Annotated in this window: 17 protein-coding genes; 3 read left to right on the top strand and 14 right to left on the bottom strand. The window is 50.6% G+C overall.

The window, feature by feature from the left end:
* Positions 1-24: 24 nt before the first annotated feature.
* The 3 genes from G3T16_RS06330 to G3T16_RS06320 all read left to right on the top strand — a co-directional run bounded on the left by G3T16_RS06330 (position 25) and on the right by G3T16_RS06320 (position 2835).
* Positions 25-414 carry a Rid family hydrolase gene (locus G3T16_RS06330; protein ID WP_163494319.1) on the top strand — a complete coding sequence of 130 codons (390 nt, stop codon included), beginning with the start codon at positions 25-27 and terminating at the stop codon, positions 412-414.
* 64 nt (positions 415-478) lie between these two features.
* The gene (locus G3T16_RS06325) at positions 479-1567 is read left to right on the top strand and encodes an IS5 family transposase (protein ID WP_163493605.1); all 1089 of its coding nucleotides are present in this window, start codon (positions 479-481) and stop codon (positions 1565-1567) included.
* Positions 1568-2055: 488 nt separating this feature from the next.
* On the top strand, positions 2056-2835 hold the full coding sequence (locus G3T16_RS06320; RefSeq protein WP_163494318.1) for an AraC family transcriptional regulator: 780 nt from the start codon (positions 2056-2058) through the stop codon (positions 2833-2835).
* 92 nt (positions 2836-2927) lie between these two features.
* Here G3T16_RS06320 and G3T16_RS06315 read toward each other — a convergent pair whose 3' ends face one another.
* From G3T16_RS06315 to G3T16_RS06250, 14 genes are all read right to left on the bottom strand, one after another.
* Complete coding sequence (locus tag G3T16_RS06315) at positions 2928-3977, bottom strand: MBL fold metallo-hydrolase (RefSeq protein WP_163494317.1); 1050 nt, start codon at positions 3975-3977, stop codon at positions 2928-2930.
* Complete coding sequence (locus G3T16_RS06310; protein ID WP_163494316.1) at positions 3880-4752, bottom strand: molybdopterin-dependent oxidoreductase; 873 nt, start codon at positions 4750-4752, stop codon at positions 3880-3882. The genes G3T16_RS06315 and G3T16_RS06310 overlap by 98 nt, the downstream gene beginning before the upstream one ends.
* Positions 4749-5474: a cytochrome b/b6 domain-containing protein gene (locus G3T16_RS06305; RefSeq protein ID WP_163494315.1), complete on the bottom strand. Its 726-nt coding sequence runs from the start codon at positions 5472-5474 to the stop codon at positions 4749-4751. Before G3T16_RS06305 ends, G3T16_RS06310 begins: the two co-directional genes overlap by 4 nt.
* On the bottom strand, positions 5471-5920 hold the full coding sequence (locus G3T16_RS06300) for a hypothetical protein (RefSeq protein ID WP_163494314.1): 450 nt from the start codon (positions 5918-5920) through the stop codon (positions 5471-5473). The genes G3T16_RS06305 and G3T16_RS06300 overlap by 4 nt, the downstream gene beginning before the upstream one ends.
* 301 nt (positions 5921-6221) lie before the next feature.
* Positions 6222-8075, bottom strand: coding sequence for a flavin-containing monooxygenase (locus tag G3T16_RS06295; RefSeq protein WP_163494313.1), 1854 nt, complete (start codon positions 8073-8075; stop codon positions 6222-6224).
* A 513-nt stretch (positions 8076-8588) separates the two neighbouring features.
* On the bottom strand, positions 8589-10880 hold the full coding sequence (locus tag G3T16_RS06290; RefSeq protein ID WP_163494312.1) for a TonB-dependent receptor: 2292 nt from the start codon (positions 10878-10880) through the stop codon (positions 8589-8591).
* A 336-nt stretch (positions 10881-11216) separates the two neighbouring features.
* Positions 11217-11648: a YybH family protein gene (locus G3T16_RS06285; protein ID WP_163494311.1), complete on the bottom strand. Its 432-nt coding sequence runs from the start codon at positions 11646-11648 to the stop codon at positions 11217-11219.
* 51 nt (positions 11649-11699) lie between these two features.
* On the bottom strand, positions 11700-12275 hold the full coding sequence (locus G3T16_RS06280) for a cupin domain-containing protein (protein ID WP_163494310.1): 576 nt from the start codon (positions 12273-12275) through the stop codon (positions 11700-11702).
* A gap of 11 nt (positions 12276-12286) precedes the next feature.
* Positions 12287-13090: a crotonase/enoyl-CoA hydratase family protein gene (locus G3T16_RS06275; protein WP_163494309.1), complete on the bottom strand. Its 804-nt coding sequence runs from the start codon at positions 13088-13090 to the stop codon at positions 12287-12289.
* A gap of 5 nt (positions 13091-13095) precedes the next feature.
* Positions 13096-14244, bottom strand: a complete 1149-nt coding sequence (locus tag G3T16_RS06270) for an acyl-CoA dehydrogenase family protein (RefSeq protein WP_197911933.1) — start codon at positions 14242-14244, stop codon at positions 13096-13098.
* Between the two features lie 3 nt (positions 14245-14247).
* Complete coding sequence (locus G3T16_RS06265; protein ID WP_197911932.1) at positions 14248-15825, bottom strand: AMP-binding protein; 1578 nt, start codon at positions 15823-15825, stop codon at positions 14248-14250.
* 106 nt (positions 15826-15931) lie between these two features.
* Positions 15932-17026, bottom strand: a complete 1095-nt coding sequence (locus G3T16_RS06260) for a Zn-dependent alcohol dehydrogenase (RefSeq protein ID WP_163494307.1) — start codon at positions 17024-17026, stop codon at positions 15932-15934.
* 85 nt (positions 17027-17111) lie between these two features.
* Positions 17112-18596: an aldehyde dehydrogenase gene (locus tag G3T16_RS06255; RefSeq protein WP_163494306.1), complete on the bottom strand. Its 1485-nt coding sequence runs from the start codon at positions 18594-18596 to the stop codon at positions 17112-17114.
* A 76-nt stretch (positions 18597-18672) separates the two neighbouring features.
* Positions 18673-19752 (bottom strand): acyl-CoA dehydrogenase family protein, encoded by a 1080-nt coding sequence (locus G3T16_RS06250; protein WP_163494305.1) that lies wholly within the window; start codon positions 19750-19752, stop codon positions 18673-18675.
* Positions 19753-19858 lie beyond the last annotated feature (106 nt).

Here is a 19858-nt window from a genome sequence, read left to right as displayed (position 1 = left end):
CCTACAAGATGGGAGAGTAATCAAATGTCACGAACACCGATAGTGCCGGCTTCCTTGCCTAAACCACCTGTTCCCTATTCTCCGGGCATATTGGCTGACAACGTGCTTTATGTTGCTGGGATATTGCCACTTGCCGAAGATATGAAAACAACTGTGGGAATAGGAGATATTCGTGTACAGACCCGTGAAGTGATCGAAACGATTAAAAAAATCGTTGAAGAAGCCGGCGGAACGCTGAAGGATATTACATTTAATTCGATCTTTATTCGTAATCTTGAAGATTATGCCGGCATGAATGAGGTGTATGGCGAATATTTTAATGATGCTCCACCTGCGCGATACTGTATTCGCGCGGATTTGGTTCCACCGGATTGCCTGATCGAAATTGCTTCGATTGCGCATATCCCCCGCTAGCAGGTTGCTGAAAAACTCCCTCGAATGAGGGAAAATAGCGCAATCGCAGGTTGGAGACCAAACAATGCGCGGTGATTACCAGGAAGGCGGTGACTTGTTCAGTTATGTTTCGCTGGAACAGCGCATTCCCAAGCGCCACCCGATCCGCAAGATGCGTAAACTGGTCGATGAAGCGTTGACCAACCTGGACTCTATTTTTAATGAGATCTACGCAGACTGCGGCCGGCCGTCCATCCCGCCTGAGCGTCTGATCCGCGCTTCCTTGTTGCAGGTGTTCTATTCGATTCGCAGTGAGCGGCAGTTGATGGAGCAGTTGGACTACAACCTGATGTTTCGCTGGTTCGTTGGCTTGAGTGTTGACGATCCCGTGTGGAACCCCTCGACCTTTTCCAAGAATCGGGATCGACTGGCGCAGGCCGACATCGGGCGCCGCCTTTTCGAAGAAATCGTCGAGATGGCCCGCCGACGTAGTCTCACGTCCAACGACCATTTCAGCGTTGATGGCACTTTGATAGCTGCCTGGGCGTCTCACAAGAGTGTTCGCCGCAAGGATGGCTCGGACGATGACAACCCTGATGGCGTCGGCCGCAATGCGGGCCGCAACTTCCATGGCGAGAAGCGCAGCAACAAGACCCATGCCTCGCGCACGGATCCCGAGGCTCTGCTTGCGTCCAAGGGCCAGGGTATGGGAGCGCGCCCCAGCTACACCGGACACACCCTGATGGAGAACCGCAATGGCCTGCTGGTCAATGCCGATCTTACCTCGGCCACTGGCACTGCCGAGCGCGATGCAGCGATCGACATGGCGACGGTATTGAAAAGTGGCGCAACACTGGGAGCTGACAAAGGGTACGACACACGGGAGTTTGTCGACGTGTTGAGATTTCTGGATGTTACCCCGCACGTTGCCCAAAACCTGAAGCGTGCAGGCGGGTCTGCGATTGACGGTAGAACGACCCGTCATCTGGGCTACGAAATCAGCCAACGGGTGCGCAAACGGGTGGAGGAACCTTTTGGCTGGGCCAAGCAGATCGGCGGGCTCAGGCAGACAAAGTTCAGAGGTCTGACTCGGGTAAGACAGGACTTCCTGAGGGTGATGGCTGCCTACAATCTCATACGTATCAGAAATCTGCTGCCCGAGGCGGCGTGGTGAGGGGATACGGGGAATCGATAGCGCCCATGAGCGGCTTATGGAGGCGATAGAGGCTATGAAGGACCTTGTCACAGCGGAAATCGGCCCCGAATCCCCAATCCGGTGAAGTTGCCACGAATCCGACTCGCCGTTGACCAAACTTGGGACACGGAACGACGAGGAAGTTGAGTGCGTCAAAATCATGCCTTTTTCAGCAGCCTGCTAGGGTTTATACGAATACTGATGGTTGCGGGGGTGGGTGGGGGATCGATTTACAAGCTCTGGGTCGAGGAGTAATTCGGTAGTCTCCCGTCAAGTGGTGTAACTCCGGTCTCCAGATTCATCTTTCAGGCAGCCTCAGGCTGTGCCAGCAGGTTCGCCTGATCCTCGTCGCTCAGCCAGGCGCGCCAGCGTCTCCTGGCTCATGTAGCGACCCTGGGTTCCATTTCTATTGCAAAATCGCCTTGGCGTTATTATAGTAAAAATACTATAAATATCGCGATACTACCATGGCAGACATCAAGACAGATCCGTCTCTATTTTTATCACCGCAAGCCCCACCACTCATTGCAGCCGTCGGCTATCTCGCTGAAGGTCGCCGTACGGACACCCATCAGTACAGCCGCGGCGGCTTGTTTGGATCCACGAAGGGCTTGTTATCCGTTGGCTTTAAAGATGCCGAATGGGTGGTCCCTCTAATCCACGCTGTATGGATTCCGCCGAACCACCCTCACTCGGCGCGCTCACACGGAGCTTTCGAAGGATGGTTGGTGTCCATTTCTGAAAATCGGTGCGACGACTTGCCAAAACAGCCCAAGACGATCCGGACTTCTGGCCTATTGTTGGAGGCGGTCTACCGTGCGGCAGAATGGCCCTTGGGCCCTCCGCCGGATGCACCGAGCAACCGTATCGCCGAAATAATCCTTGACGAAATTAGACGCCTTCCCGAGGAACCGTTTGGATTGCCCTTACCCGTAGATACACGGCTGATGCGCATAGCACGCGCCCTCATCGAAGATCCCGCAAGCGAAAGAGACCTTCAAGGTTGGGCAGACTGGGCAGCCGTAAGCAAGCGTACTATAAGTCGCCGGTTTGTTGATGAAACCGGTTTTACTTTCACAGAATGGCGCCAACGCGTTCGGTTACTGCGATCTTTAGAAATGTTGGCGACGAACACGCCAATTACAACAATTGCCTTCGATCTTGGCTACTCTAGTGCCAGTGCTTTTATCAGCTTGTTCAAGCGGACTTTTGGTGAAACGCCATCGGCCTATCGCGGTTGCATATAGCCATCTTCCTCAGTCAAGAATAATCATTTTGATGGCTATTGCAGTGGAGATTGGATATGGACTGCCTATCAGTTAAGAACGGTTGCGCAGGACTACTCTACTGGCACAACAAGAAGATCTCTACCAACAACCACATGTCCCGAATACTTTTGAGCGATCCCATCCAGGTAATAGGATTCATCACTCTTATTGTCATCAATTGAAGAGAAATGGGTCAAAACAACTTTCTTGACATTTGCAGTTGCGGCCAACGTCCCAACATCTTGAGGTGTCAAATGCTTACGCCGAACGATTTGAATCTGCTCTTGCTGTAATGCCGGTGGAATATTGGCAGATGCGCCTATCATTGCTTTCAACTTGGGGACATTTATCACTTCAGCCACGAGTATGTCGGCATCTTCACTCAATTCAAGCAGGTCTTCGCTGGGGCCTGTATCGCCAGAAAAGACGACAGACCCATATGCCGTTTCAAATCTGTAGGAAAATGATTTGTAAGTACTTTCATCGATTTTATTCCCAAATACAAGCTGATTAAAATGCGTATTTTCGACAGCTCTCACCCGAACTTTGTCATCTTTGTAGACCAAACCTGCTTCAATCTCAGAAGGAACAAATGATCTATCAAGCTCAGGTGCCATAGGAAATTGAGCCCTGAAGATATTTTCAGCTGTACTCATATATTCTGCTGCAGCCTGGACCAGCCTGTCGGTTCCGAGCGGTCCAACAATCTGCAAAATGGGTAAGCCCGGTCGATGCACCGACGCCATCCAGCGAAACGCGAGAACATTTCCCAGCCCCGCTATGTGATCCAAATGATGGTGCGTGATGAAGACAGATTTCAAGTCCAGGGCTGAATATCCGGCCTTCGCCAATTGCGTATTCACACTTTCGCCCGCATCTATCAGATACGCCCAATCGTCTACCAGCAACAATGTAGCCGGCTGCGCACGTGAAGTTTGAATAATTGGTCCGCCAGCTGTTCCTAAAAGAACCAGTCGAACACCTGCATTCTTCTGATCCGATGTTTCGCTTGCTTGATCCGAGCTAACATGAGACGCATGCAATCCCAGAATAATCGCAAAAGCCAATACTGGAATCAGAAGTGGCGAACGATTTGTTGTGTCGTTCTGATTTTTTCCCATCCCTTCTGGACCTAGATGCCCCGTACCAGGGAAACCCTACAGGAATTCCCATTGAGGCCTTTCCTTCGGGCATTTTTTCAACAGAATCCAAAACCGTAATAGCATTTATGTATTTCATGCTTTTCCAACCAAGCGCGCGTTCGACTCGCAAACGAACGGGGGCACCATTTGGTACAGGCAACGCTCCATCATTCATTCCATATGCAAGTATTGTTTGCGGGTGGACGGCATCAAACAGATCCAAACAATCCCACCAACCGTCAATTGCCTGAAACATGATCCAGCGGGCATTGGGCTTAAGGCGCGCAAGGTCGAGCACATGAGCAAGGCGAACGCCGGTCCACTTGGCAATGGCAGACCATCCCCGTTCACAACTTTGTAGAGTGATTTGACTGTGAAATGGCATACTTCGGATATCCGCAAGGGACAAAACAAGTGGTCGCTCCACAAGTCCAGAGACAGATAACCGCCATTTTGGGAAACCATTGTTCTGATCGGCACGATAGTCCCTGTTTTCTTCTCCCGGATCTGTAGTGCCGATGGCGGGAAAGTTTTCTGATATCATATTTTCAGGAAGTTCACGCGCCATAGAATCGTTATCGAGCAATAGCCTTTGCGAAGCTAGCGTCATTGCATCACTGGCTCCAAAGCTTATTCCCAGCAACTTTCCGGCGTTAGGTGGGAGATAGACTTTTTCGCTATTACAGCCGGTAAGCGATATACCGGCAACGCTTAATGCTCCCAAAAGGGCTTGTCTGCGCGTTAGTATGGTCACTGTTTACCTCTCTTTCGAGTTTGAGGCACGACAAAGCGGCCGGTTGTCATCGAGCGAACTTCGTTTTTGAAGCCAACGACAAACAACTGAATCACATGAATTATAAGGAACAGAACAAGCGCACCTGCACCTATAAAGTGAACACTACGAGCGGTTTGTCGGCCCCACAACCAAAACAGCTCGGGAATGGCAGCAGTAAACCCTGGCGACATCGTCAGTCCACTAAGTAGCATCAGCGGTATCAGCACAAATATAACGGAAATATAGGCCAGTTTTTGAAACAGATTAAACTCAAGCGCAGCTTTGCCAGTCGCTCTGCGAAAAAGAGCATGTTCCACAATTTCATGTCTGATGTGACGCCAATGCAATTGTGCGCGAGTGGGAAGCATACGTTTCCAGAAATGGCCGCTTAAAAAACCCCATACCAGATATACCAGATAACTGAGCACTAATACCCAGGCAGCAAAAAAATGGAATGGCCGGCCCAATAGAGATCCGAGAAAGTTGGGCTCTATAGGAAAACGTAGCCAAGCTGGATCGCCAAAATAGCCTGTTTCGCCCCAATAGAGTTCCGGGTGCGCCCACAAAATTAAAAGTCCGCTTGGGATAAGGACCAACATGGCTGCTGCTGTGAACCAATGTGTAACCCGAACAAACGAAGGGTGACGAAAGACCTCTTCAGGGCTCTGTACGTCCGATGCTATATTGGTTGCAGGATTCATTGTGCGCCTCCAGACATCGCACCTGATGTATAACTCCCTTCGTTACTACCAGGACTCTTGTAAAACCACATTCGTGTACTTGAGGAGAATAGAAAGAAAAATGCCACGGCTCCGATCAGGACCGAAAGGTACTGGATAAATGTAGATGGAAGATTTGCAGCTTGCAGGCCTGCTGGATCAAGTAATAAATTGGCGATCGATAGAATGAATGAAACAAGCAAAACCCACCTCGCCCATTTTTGCCGCCACAAAACAATGGCTAGAAAAAATGGAAGCAAGACCAAAGCGACCAGGATTTTACCGACTGACCCCATGATCAATTGTGCCTCAGGGCCAATATCATGGTCGGTTAAAAACGTACTTTCCGGCAAAAAAAAGACGGAAACAATCGCAACAATCTGGTGAGCCCACCACAACAATGAAAAGAGCCAGATATTTTTTGACATTCTGAACCCTGTCTACCCGCAAAAGGCCGGATGATTGCTCTTCGAAACTACAGATCTAATTCGGCTCATATACTGCTCACGCATTTGTAACGGACGTAGAATACCTTCTCCAAAGCCAGGAAAATATTGCTTTAGGGCCAAACAATGCCGCATATATGCCGAAGGCGTAACAGAACCCGTTCGATTGGCAGGGCCAGTTTGCCAAATTTCGACTGCACATAAAATCGCGCTAAATCAGCCATTCAACAGAACCTGCGGGAAATGATAGTCCATCCGAACGGAGCAGGCATTATACCCAGCACTATGACAGATCCAATCCTTCGAGTTTATCGTCGTTCCGCCATTGTTCCAAGATATCGTTGAATGCCCTAACGCCGGCCGAATAAGCTTGCGATGCAATGCCACCTCGCGATTGTCCCTCGTTGTTATAGAAACCAGGCGTGCAAGCTTCTAGAAACTCGGTGTTTGTGCGAGACATCTCTCGAACAGTTGCGTCCCACTTCTCTTCGGCTTCACGGCTGACCTCAGCGACCGTTGCCCCGCGCTTGCGGACCTGGTCGATTATATAGGTTACATGTCGGACTTGTTCATCCAACATATAACCTTGATTAAAGCCAAACCCGTTTTGCGAAAAACCAATATAGAACCAGTTTGGAAAACCGTGAGCACCATATCCATGGAGTGACCGTATGCCGTTCCCCCAATGCTCGTACAGCGACTGCGAATTTCTACCGACAATGTCAAAACCAATAAAAGATTTGAAATCCGTGATCGCAATTTCAAAACCAGTTGCAAAGACTATGCAATCTACTTGATATTCTTTTCCATCGGCCACAACGCCTGTCTGAGTTATTTTTTCAACGCCTTTGGAGTCGCTGACATCTACTAACTCCAGATTGGGGCGATTGAATGCGGCAAGATATTCATCATTATAGCCTGGTCGTTTACAGCCCGGACGGAACCAGGGCTTTAAAGCTTCAGCCACCTCTTTATCCCTGACGATGCTTTCAACCTCTTTATGCACATCCTGAACTAACTTGATATCGCCTATTTCAGCTGCGAGCTTCATTTCCTCAGTGTTCAAGCCAGGCTTCATTATCATCGCCTTGGACTTCTTCAACATGTGGGTCCAGCAATCGTCAACCAAATCTTTCTCAAGCGGCTTACCTGTGACAATGTCTTCAAAATTCTCGCGTCTCTCCTTTTGCCAACCCGGTTTTAACGTTTCAGCCCATTTGGGATCCGTTTTCGGGTTCCCGCCACGCTCGGAAACCATATTGGGCGTCCGCTGAAAGACATAAACTTGCTTCGCGTCGCGCGCCAGATAAGGAATGCACTGAATGGCGCTCGCGCCGGTGCCAATAACGGCAACCGTCTTGTCACCCAGTTTGTCCAATTTGGGCGTCCCGCCATCCCCTTCGTCTGACGCGTCCCAGCGTTCCGCATTTGGTTCACCGCCTGTGTAATCGTAATCCCAATGGCTTGAATGAAAACTTACACCCTCGAAATCTTCGATCCCAGGTATCCCCGGCAACTTGGCTTTTCCGCCCACGCCCACAGACAAAATGACAAATCGGGCTTTGATTGCATCATCGCGGTTTGTGCGCACAATCCACCGCTTGAGAGACTCGTCCCAGTTCAGGCCGTTGACTTTGGTTTGAAAGCAGGCGTTCTCATATAAATTGAAATGCGTTCCCACTCTTTGGCAGTGCTGAAATATCTCACCAGCAAAAGGGTATTTTACCTTGGGAACATATCCTGTTTCCTCCAATAGGGGTAAGTAAATATACCCCTCAATATCGCATTGCGCACCTGGATAACGGTTCCAATACCACGAACCGCCAAAATCACTGGCAGTCTCAAGAATACGAAAGTCATCAATACCGGCCTTTCTCAGGTAGGCGCCGGCCATAATGCCGCTAAAGCCACCGCCAATTATAACGACCTCGACTTCGTCGACTATTGGTGAGCGCTGCACGCTCTCACTTGCGTACGGATCTTCCTCAAGATAGCGAGCAAAAGATCCCGCAGCCTTGATGTATTGGTGTTCGCCGTCGGCGCGTAAGCGCCGGTCTCGCTCCTCAAGAAACTTTTTACGCCAGGTTTCAATATTTATATCACTGGTAGTGTCATCAGGCGGGGTATCGTTCTGCATCTATCACTCCAAACTCTGTTGTATTACATCTTGGTTTGTTCATCTAGCCTACGGTTTTTGCCGCGTAACAACTGATAAATTAATAGTACTCTTGGAACAGCTGTATCTTCAGCAATACGATCAATCGAAAAAATACTCATCGGTAGACTGGTCAGCTATCGCCTGCGGTCGAAGGCTGTATTCAAGTAGTATCATGCGCGAAGACTTGGACTACAGATACTGATATCTCGCCATCCAGTATATTGATGGCGCCAAAAAATATCAGTTGTGAAGCGTAGAAGTTCAGGAGAGTTTTTGGGGACTACAGAGACCTGCAATTGATTCAAGAGTTTTCAGTAAGTAGGCCCTGATTACCCTGCGCGTAGCTTCGTGTTTCGGGCGGTTACAATATTTCATCTACCCTCAGACGGGTAGCGTTCATACACACAAAAAAGACAAGCAATACAATCCCTAATTCAAGACGACTGGGATTGCATTGCTTGCAAAATAACAGGATCTAATAATTCCTCTGGCTCAGTACCCGAATCGGAGAGTTATGCCCACCGTGCGCGGCGCGTTACCCCGCATCACTAGACTAGTGGTATCCACACCACCGATGGCGTCGGCGAAACTGGCATTGAATGTCGCCCGGTCCGCCGCCCCAAGTGAGAACCTTTCATCTGTCAGATTCTTGCCCCACAAGAGAACTGAAAACAGGCTGTCTCCTGGCAGCTGGTACTCGACACTTGCATTGAACAATGGCTGATACTCTACAGTACTCTGCTCATCATCCTGGGGCTGAACGCGATACTTGTCTTTCCATTGAACGTTCGCGTCAAATCGGAGTAATCCATTATCACGTGGCAAGTTAACCGTATAACTAACACCGGCGTTGACCGCATGTTTAGGTGAAAACGTCGTACTATTCCCGGAGAAATTGTTTCCCTCAGCATCCAGATACTCTTTATATTCCGAGTCGATGTAACTATAGCTCACCGAAATATCCAGCCCTTCAACAGGGTTGGCCATAATTTCAGCTTCGACACCGAAGACTTCGGCTGTTGCGGCATTATCGACAATTGGCCGTGGGACGGCTGCGCCATGTGTGAACGTCGTCACCTGCAAGTCATCATATTCTGTGAAGAAGATGGTTGGATTAAATATCAATCTGCGATCTGCAAGCGCTAGTTTAGCGCCGATTTCATAGTTTGTGGCGTATTCTGGATCAACGATATAGTCATCTCTAACAACTACGGTTGTAACGTCATCAATGGAAAACCCACCTGACTTGAAACCACGCGATATGCCACCGTACATCATGCCCCCACCATCAAGGCTATACTGGAGAATGCCACGCCAGCTTACAGCGTCCCAGCTTTCTTCATCCTCGATTACAACAGGTGCTACGAAACACGGCGAGATAAATGGGAATGCTGCATTACTTCCTGTGTCCTCACAAGAAGATGAATAATCTTTGGATTCGTCAGAATAGCGGAGACCGCCAACGAAAGACCAATTATCGGTCAATGTGATGCTCGCATCCCCAAAAATTGCCCAGGATGTGGTTTCGTTCTTGAAAGTATTGTTGTAACCGTGAAGACCAGTGATATCTACCGGCCCTAGGCCTGGACCGAAAAGCGGAGCATCAGGATTGCCTGCCAATACAGCAAGGAGGTGACCTTCGGTAAAATTGGCCGCAAGATCCTCGGATTTCTCTTGATCTGACCAGAGATAGTACGCGCCTAATGTGAAATTCACACGCTCCCATTCAGCATTCAATCGAAGCTCTTGGGAAAACTGTTCCAGCTCATCGTCCTGATCGAGCACCGCAGCGCTCGGCAAAGATGTACCGTCTATATCTACTTCTGAGAGCGAATGGGACTCAAGATATCCGGTTACTGAGGTTATGGTCCCTATTGATGTATGGAAATCGATATTGCTTGTAATATCCCAAAACTCCCTGTCGCGCTCACCATCAATGTCTTGATAAACATCGCGATCCAGGTCAGTTAAGGTTGCTCCGTTGGTTGGATCGCCCGACAGCCCGGAATTACCTACAATATTCGATTCAGATCCCAAACCTGTATCTTTTACATACGAAGCAGAGATAACTGCATCTACTTTATCATTTGGGGTGAATTTAAGCTTACCGCGGTATGCCCATACATCGTCCGCTTCAAGGTCGTTGCCGGTAGCTTTATTGTCTAGATAGCCGTCACTCTTGCGATAAGACGCGGAGATTTGACCTGCTAGAAGGTCCTCAACAAGGGGACCAGAGATTAAACCTTGAAAGCTTCTCGTATTGAAAGAGCCAACACTGATATCGCCTTTTGCGCGGAACTCATCTGACGGATCGCTTGTAACGAGCATAAGCGCTCCACCAGTCACGTTGCGCCCCTGCAGCGTACCCTGAGGACCGCGCAGGACCTCAATCCGCTCTACATCAAACAGGTTCGCACTTATGTGGCTGGTTTGACCCATATAAATACCATCGAGAAAAATCGCAACCGTTTGATCCACACCCGGATTATCATTTATCGACCCCGCGCCGCGCAATGCAGGAGATAGCTGGTCACGAAACACGTTCAGCGCGTTAAAACTCGGAACAACCTGGGTAAGATCAGCAACATTATTAATTTGCTGACGCTGAATATAGTCCCCGGACAAAGTCTGAATTGAAATTGGAACATCACTGAGTTTTTGCTCCCGTTTCTGCGCAGTGACGACGATCTCTTCAATTTGCGCAATCGCCCCGCCTGCCGATACAAGCATTGCCAAGTTTACCGATACAAGCAATTTAGTATTACATTTAAGATTGAATTTCATTTTATTCTCCCTCTAAACTGAAAATGACCAGTAAATTCTATTAGAGATGTAAGTACCGGATGTCCGATGTCAAGATATTTCTACAAACCTTATTAGTTCTATCTGCCAAAATCATAGTTTTTGGTGCTATTTTGGCAAAAGTCACGTTGTGCCCCCAACGGATTTGACTGCCCGAATATTACTGGCAATGAGCCAAGTCTAAGTCGTTGCCCGAAATGTCGTCCAACACCAAGTTGTCATGTAGACTATGATCTGACGGTATGGCGACCAGCTAAGGCCAAGTGAAAAATTCATGATTCTCGGGGTAAGCCGACGTTGCTGGGCAACATGGTATTTTTACCACTCACTGTCGAAGTCTGGTTGACCCGTCGCAAAATTGATGGGCACCGATGCGTGTTGAGCCACCTGAAACCATTTATCGTCCTTTTTGCGGTAACACACCGTGGTGCGTAAATTTCCGGAAAAAGTTGCATTGCCATCTTCATCGTAAGTTGTGACCTTCAGGATGCTATTGGCGAAGCCGTGATCGCTTCCCGCGCTTATCTCCATCTTGATAATTTCTCCATCCACCCTCGCCACATTTTCTGCCATTTCGCCAATGATCCTCTTCCATTCCTCCCGGCCTACAACAGTCGGAGGCATGAAGCGAAAAGCTACAAAATCATCAGGATCAATATATTGATAACACTCCTCAAGATTAAAGTTTGGATCGTTGAACGTTCTTTCAATGCGTTCAATTTCAGATTCTGATTCCTTGTCTCTCGGCATGTTATCCTCGCTTGTCTTCAGAAATATAAAAATGAATCCCGATCATGAGGCTCACTCACACAAGTCGTTCTTGGCGCCAATCGTAACTGCCAGGAAACGGCACGGTCTATCGTAAGGATTTCCCCAGGCGTGCCTGGTCCCGCTTTGAATCACCAGATCGCCGACCCCGAGCGCAACCTCTTCCTCATCCAGTCTCAGAATGCATTGACCATCGACGATTAACACCATGTCTACTGTCGCCGTTCGGTGCATGCCGGGATCCTCTCCGGACATGACGGTTGCCAGGCCAGGCATCTTCGTTTCTAGCTCGCCCAGTGCCGTTTCGTCGGCTCCCGCGTCATTGACTAACGCCGTCTCAGCAACGGTATCTGGAGGGATCGAGCACTCAAGGCAACGAAAGCCGCCTCGATTCGGATAAAATCCAGCGTATTGTGGTTCATCGCCGCTATCAGGATAAACCATTTCCTTGTCAGCGCCCCAGAATCGGATGACTACATTCCCGGGCATCCCCGGAACATCCTCTCCGAAAAGCGCAGTATCGGAGGCAACACAGGATCGGTTTTCTGCATTGTGGCCCGTCACAACCCTGCGCCGTACAATCCTTTCAGACATCACATGTTCTCCCATGGCTAATCGCCCTATTTATGATCAGTCTTTCCAACCTTGCGCAGCGCCGCCGCCAAACTTTCCTTGTGCTCAGTCGTCGTGTGGGCTAGCGCCTGCATTGCCGAAGAAAGCTCCAAAACAGTTTCAAGGCGGGCTGATTGAGCTTCCCGCAAAAGGCGGCGCGTCATTCGCACCGCACCTGGCGGATTTGCTGCAATACGTCGGGCAAGAGCCACCGCCGCTTCAATAAGCTTCTCGCCGGGGACGACCTGGGAGACGAGACCGCAAGCAAGCGCGTCAGATGAATTGAGCCGATCTCCAGTTAGCGCCATTTCACTTGCCTTGGCAAAACCTACAATGCGTGGCAACAGCCAAGCGCCGCCGTCCCCTGGGATGAGTCCGAGCTTGACAAAACTTTCTGCAAAAACAGCGGATTCTGCGGCGATCCTTAAATCGCACATGCATGCGAGATCGCAACCGGCGCCAATGGCAGGACCGTTCACGGCCGCAATAACCGGCACATTCAGTGTTTCGAAAGCGATCGGAAGGCGTTGAATACCTGTCCGGTAGTTAGTTCGCGTTATATCTGGTTTAGTGCTGATGGGCCCTTCGCCAGCAACCATTGTCTTGAGGTCTCCACCTGCCGAAAACGCCGTTCCGGCGCCTGTCAGTATGATAACCCGAACCGAATGGTCCGCATCGAGCAAACCCAACCATTCCAACAAGGAATTCACGGAACCTCCATCGGAAAGAGCGTTTCGTGTTTTTGGGCTGTTTAGCGTCAAACAAGCAATGCCATCTTCGAGACGCTCGCATACTACGGTGGAGTTCGTCATCCGATTTATCTCGCTCCTAAACTGCGGGCAATAATTCCCCGCAGAATCTCGCGCGTGCCACCACGCACGCTGAATGATGGTGACATGAGTAAAATGGCTCCGATCAGTGTTTGAAGATAATCGTCGGAGCCCCGCGACAGTTCCAGCGGAAACAGTTTTCGAGCAATTTCGGGCGTTTCCTGCTCGAGCTCGGCGCCCAGGTCCTTGACAATTGCCGCCGAGGCACCGGGGTCCCGACCCAGCCGTTGCATTTCCACTATTGACGCAGAAAGGCTTGTCAGTAATGCAGTGCGACCTATCAAACGTCCAACCTCGCGTTTACCTTCCTCCGTGGGTTCGGAGCGTACCGACGCTACAAGTTGATCCAGCAGTTTGAACGATGAAAGGATGCGGTCCGGCGCGCTGCGTTCGTTGGAAAGCTCATTCAAGACTTGTTTCCATCCATCGCCCCGCGTCCCAATCAGAGCATTATCAGGAACGAATACGTCATCAAACTGAACTTCGTTGAGACTATGCGACCCAGTCATATCAATGATTGGACGAACTTCAATTCCGGGCGATGCCATATCGACAATGAGTTGGCTTAGCCCTTCATGACGATGACTGTGCTCCCCATCCGTGCGGCAAAGTACAGTCATATAATGGCTGATGTGCGCCTGCGTTGTCCAAAGCTTGGTACCACGTAGACAGTAGCCGCCGTCAACGGGGGCAGCGCGTGTCTTCAGGGAAGCCAGGTCAGAACCTACTCCGGGTTCGCTAAGACCAATGGCGATATAGCATTTCCCGGCGGCAATTCGCGGCAGAATATCAAGTCGTTGTTCTTCAGAACCGCAGTACAGGAGCAGCGGACCACATTGCCGATCCGCAGTCCAATGCGCGCCGACAGGAGCGTTCGCAGCCAACAGTTCCTCAATCACAATATACCGTTCAAGCGCCGAGCGCTCTTGCCCGCCATATTTCCTGGGCCACGCCATGCCTATCCAGCCGCGTTCTCCCAACCGCCGGCTAAATTCAGGACAGCAGCGGCTCCAGCTACCGAGGGCGCCGGCACGCACCAGTTCCTGTTCCTGTTTCAAGAAGTCACGTACTTCATTTCGCAGGGCCTGCTCATTAGGCAATCTGCTCGGAGCCGGAAAGTCGAGTGCAGCGATCAAAATTCAGCTTTCCTTTGTGTCGACGATTCGACCAGAAACTTGACTAGTTTGATCACGCAGGTATTCCTTTTTCAATTTACCTTTGACCATTTTCCCCGTCGGAAGCCTGGGAAGGCTGTCACGAAACTCAATCCGTTTTGGAACTTTAACGCTTGATAGATGATCACGGCACCAATCTCTGATCTCTTCAGCGAATTCCGGGGTGGCATCGTTCATATCTTGCGGATGAATGAAAGCCGTCACGATTTCACCGAAATCCTGATCTGGTGTTCCGATCACCGCAGCGTCTAGAATCCTGGGGTGGGTGACGAGAAGATTTTCAATTTCCTGAGGGTAAACGTTCACGCCACCGGTTATGATCATGAAGTCCTTACGATCGGAGAGATAGAGATAGCCATCTTCATCTAAACGACCCATGTCGCCTACTGTAGTCCACCCATGTTGATTTTTACTCTTGAGGGTACTTTCAGGGGAATTGTGATATGTGTATGAGGCGCTACCCTCGGAGTAAATTTGGCCAACCGACCCGACCGGTAGCTCTTCTCCATTGTCATCGCAGATGTGTATTTTTCCCAAAATGCATTTACCGACCGACCCGGGATGCGCCAGCCAGTCTTTGGAATCAATAAACGTCAGAGTGGTCTGCTCACTGCTCCCGTAATGCTCATACAGGATCGGTCCCCACCAATCGATCATTTCTTTCTTGACTGACACTGGACACGACGCAGCTGAGTGTAGGGCTAACTGCAATGATGAAATATCGTATTTACTACGGACTTCTTCCGGCAGATTGACCAATCGGACGAAATGCGTGGGAACCCACTGGCTGATCGTCACCTTATACCGGTCAATCAGATGAAGCGCCTTCTCCGCATCGAAGCTCTCCATTACCACGACCGTGGCGCCTTTTTGAATAAATGCAAGCGAATAGGCGAACGGTGCCGAATGATAAAGCGGAGCAGGGCATAGATAGACAGATTCAGCGCCCAGGTTGAGACGGTCAAGCGCATCCAATACGGCAGCTCGCGCGCCAATTTTCCCGGTCGGCGAAGAATGATAAACGATTCCCTTGGGAAGACCTGTGGTCCCGGATGTATAAAGGAATTCAAGCCCCTCCTCCTCATCGTCAATTGGAGTCACAGGAAATCTATCGACTTCGGTGTCCCAGACGCGGTATCCCGGCGCCGCTTGACCCAAGCTAAAGAGCACTGCGCCTTTTATCTCGTTCGGAAGGTTGCAAAACGTATCGCCTATGTTTGGTGCGGTGACCAGTACTTTAGCGGCGCAGTCATTAACGATATACGCAATCTCCTTTGCTGTCAGCTTCGTCGATACTGGGACGATCCTAAGCCCAGAACGCAGCGCCGCCCACGCCACATAAAAAAACTTTGTGGAATTCGCCACGCAAATAGCGATTGCGTCGCCCACTTCGAGACCGCAATCCCGTAACAGGTGTGCGCCTTGATTAGATCCGTTTTCCAGAGCTAGATAGTTTAATATTTCACCACTGCCGCCCATAATGACTGCGGCTTTTTCCGGGTTTCTTTTTGCGTGATAAGCAACTGTCAACTCATCCTGCACGCTCATCTCCTCATGTAATCGAAAACTTTATATTTATCTCTCTAAAACGAATTGATTGGCTACAAAAATCAGAGTTAACCTCCCTAATTCCGCAAACCGCTCCTCATTACGTGTCAAAGACAATTATGCTGCGGGCAACGTTCCCGCTTTCTAGATCATCGAAGGCTTCGTTTATCTGATCCAATTTGATACGGCGGGAGATGAGTTTATCGAGGTGTAATCTACCCTGCATATAGAATTCGACGAATCGCTGCATGTCGACGGGGAATCGATTTGATCCCATGGCGCTTCCCTGCAGGCAACGTTCGTTGAGGAAGTCAGCGCCGCGCAGCTCCAGGCGAACCGACGGTTTAATCATGCCGATAATTGTCGCTACGCCCCTCGAACGGAGCATCTTGAATGCTTGTTCGGCAGTCTCTTTGAGGCCGACCGCCTCGAAACTGTAATTCACTCCCCCTCCGGTCAACTCGCGCACCTGCTCTACCGGATCATCTGTCGCTGAATCCACTACATCTGTCGCACCGAACTCCCTGGCCAGGGAAAGCTTCGATTTTCGCGTGTCGATGGCGATGATACGACTTGCGCCTGCGATGTATGCGGCGTTAATTGCACACAGGCCGATGCCACCACACCCGATCACCGCGACGGTGTCTCCAAAGCCGACCTGCGCCGTGTTCAGCACCGCGCCAGCTCCTGTTGTAACCGCGCAACCAATCAATGCGGCAACATCTAACGGCATATCCCTTCGAATCGCTGTGACTGTACTATGCGGAACCAACATCTGTTCGGCATAGCCGGAAAGATTGGCCTGCTGGTGAATGATGGAATCGGCACTGTCGTCCTTCCACAAACGTGCACCATCAGCTTCCGGTCTTGAATCCTCAGGGCTTAGGCACATGTACATATGGCCGGTCAAGCACTCTTCGCAGTGACCGCAATGCGACGAGATGCAGGTAATCACATGGTCGCCGGGCTTTACATGACGCACGTCGGAACCAATTTGTTCGACTATTCCGGATGATTCATGCCCGAGAATCACGGGCAATGGTGTGCGCCAGGATCCGTTCGCCAGATGCAGATCGGAATGGCAGACACCAGTCGCACAAGTACGAATAAGTACTTCTTTGGGACCCGGTTTGTCGATCTTGACATCTTCGATGGTCAGAGGCGAATTGACCTCGCGCAAGACGGCTGCCTTCATTGTGTAACTCCTGAATTTTTTGCCAGATGCCTGAAAATTCTTTCCCCAGCGCGTTGTTTCCAAACGAGGTCCAATAGTTTTTCAATTATCCAAGGCTACTCGGCTGTTTGTCGTAAATAATCGCCTTCAATTCGAGATAGGGCTGAAGACCTTCAATATTGCCTTCGCGTCCAATGCCAGATCGCTTGAAGCCTCCAAATAAAACCGATGAATCGGTTCTAAATGAATTGTGCCCAACTGTTCCGGCGCGAAGAACGCGCGCGACACTATCTGCTCTGTCGACATCGTTGGTAAATACCGAAGAATTCAGTCCGTAAATCGAATCGTTGGCGATCTCAATTGCATGTTCTTCATCATCAGCGGGGATAACGCTCAATACTGGCCCAAAGATCTCCTCGCGAGCGATTGTCATATTATTGTCTACGTTGCCGAAGACAGTTGGCTCAATAAAAAACCCCCGATCGAGATTGGAAGGCCGTTTACCGCCTGCCGCCAGTGTTGCCCCATCCGCGACACCACTGTCGATGAAGCCTTCCACACGATCACGCTGACGGCTGGTAGCCAGCGGCCCCATCATCGTTGCCTTGTCAAAGGGATCCCCAATGCTAATCTTTGCGAAAGCCGCCCCAAGAGCCTCAACCATATCGTCGTGACGGCTGCGGCTTACAATGATGCGGGTCAAAGATGAACAAACCTGGCCCGTCAGGAAACAGGCGGCTCCTGTGATCGTATTGGCAGCAGTCTGAATATCGTAATCATCGAGAATCACGGCCGCTGATTTTCCACCAAGCTCAAGCGTACAGCGCGCAATTCGCTCGCCGCACAGTGATCCGATGCGTCGGCCCGCGGCGGTGGACCCCGTAAACGTAATTTTATCGACATCGCCACTGCGCACCAATGACTCCGACACGTGACGATCAGCGGTCAGAACATTGATTACGCCAGGCGGCAATCCGATTTCTTTGGCAATTTCCGCCATAATATACGCTTCGCCCGGCGCTTCCGGCGATGCTTTAAGAATTACGGTGCACCCTGCGATCAAGGCCGGCGCCAGTTTGTTCGCAATCATGGCAAGCGGAGCGTTCCAAGGGATGATCGCGCCGACGACGCCAACAGGCTCTCGGACAACCAGGGCTATTTCGCCGCCGGCACTGGGCTTGCGTTGTTCCTGCCACGCATAGCTCTCCGCGAGACCCGCATAATACTCCCACGTCGACGCAATTCCCGGAACCGCATATTTCGCGGCCCGGCGGAGAACGCCCACCTGGCTTGTCCAAATGTCGCCAAGCGCTTCGATACGCTTGTTGATTCCAGCGGCGATCGCTTCCAAATATTGCGCACGCTCAGCATGCGTCATGCGAGGCCAGGGCCCATTGTCGAAAGCTTCTCTTGCAGCAGCGATTGCCTTTACCATATCCGCTTCCTGCGCTTCTGCAATGCGACAATAGAGCTCTTCAGTAGTAGGATTAATTACGTCAATGACCGAATCACTGGAAGGCGAGACCCAGTCGCCGTCGATAAAGAAATGGTTCGGGTAGGCAATTGGATCATCAGTCGTTGCAGAAGCCATCTTTACTCCTCTTTCTAGCTTTCATCTTGAAAAATATCGAATGAATTCATTCGTCTCGAACCGGGTGTGACGGGGCTCATAGTGACTCCCCCGCCTGTGTGTCATAAATAGAATCTGTGCTTCTGAGTTCACTGGAGATAAGCGACCATAGATCTGAATCATGAGCGAGCGCTGCATCACCGACACGCCTGTTCCAGAAACTCTCGCTTCCGAATTCTTCACGCCAGGCCCAAATTCGCTTTGTGTAAAGATGCAGGTCGTATTCTTCTGAAAAACCCATGGCTCCATGAACCTGGTGAGCTAAACTGCATAGTTTTGTGCCAGCTTCACCGGCTTGTGCTTTCGACACTGCGATCGCCAGATCTCCGCCCGGAACAAACATTGCATCGCTGGCAATATTTGCTGCACCGCGACAAATTGCGACCTGCTCGCCCATGACGGCAAGATTGTGCTGAACTGCTTGAAACGCCGCGATCGGGCGGCCGAATTGTTCATGCTCGCTTGCGAACGCCAGGCTCATTTCCAGTATTCGCTCTGCAGCGCCGGCCAGCATCACAGTGCGTAACGCAGCCCCTAAAGCATTGACATCAAAACGTTTGAGCGACGTTTCTGCGACACACGATTGGGGCAACACGCAGTCAATCACAACATCATCCCGAGGCTCTCCGGCAAGATTATCGCCGGGCGTTACTGAGCAACCAGACTGGGGCACAGCGGCAATATATCGGCGGTCCTCGTCAATCAACTGCACAACCACTGCGTCTGAATAGCGCGCCCATGGAACGCCATGGGCCTTCCCGGATATCGACCAGTCCGCCTGGTGTGGAGTTAATGCGAGCGACATTTCGGCCGGCGGCGCAATCGAAATCACACCATCCGGAATGTCCAGACCAGCGCGGGAGAGCACAGCCGTGGCCAACACATTCTCGCCGATCGGCAATGGCGGCGCCCAATAGCCAACGAGTCGTAAAATATCGCCAATTTCCCGAGGGCGCATACCCAGCCCGCCGACGTCTTCATCGACCATGGAATTTGTCAATCCCAGATCGATCACGTTGCGCCACTCATCGGCCAACCATTCACCGGCCGACCCGCGTCTAATTGCATTGGGACTGCAAATGTCGCGGAAAACGCGAGCCACCGCGTCAAACATCATGCTATCTGTCATTCAGGCCGCCTGACGGGCACAACAGCGCAGCTATCAAAGCGTTTCTGTAATATGTTTTTCTCTCATAGCATAATATTTTCATTCACTTACCGCT

The sequence above is a fragment of the Kineobactrum salinum genome, from assembly GCF_010669285.1.
GTDB classification, from domain to species: Bacteria; Pseudomonadota; Gammaproteobacteria; order Pseudomonadales; family Halieaceae; genus Kineobactrum; species Kineobactrum salinum.
Note: the sequence above shows the minus strand (reverse complement) of the source record. Positions and strands in the feature narration are given on the sequence as shown.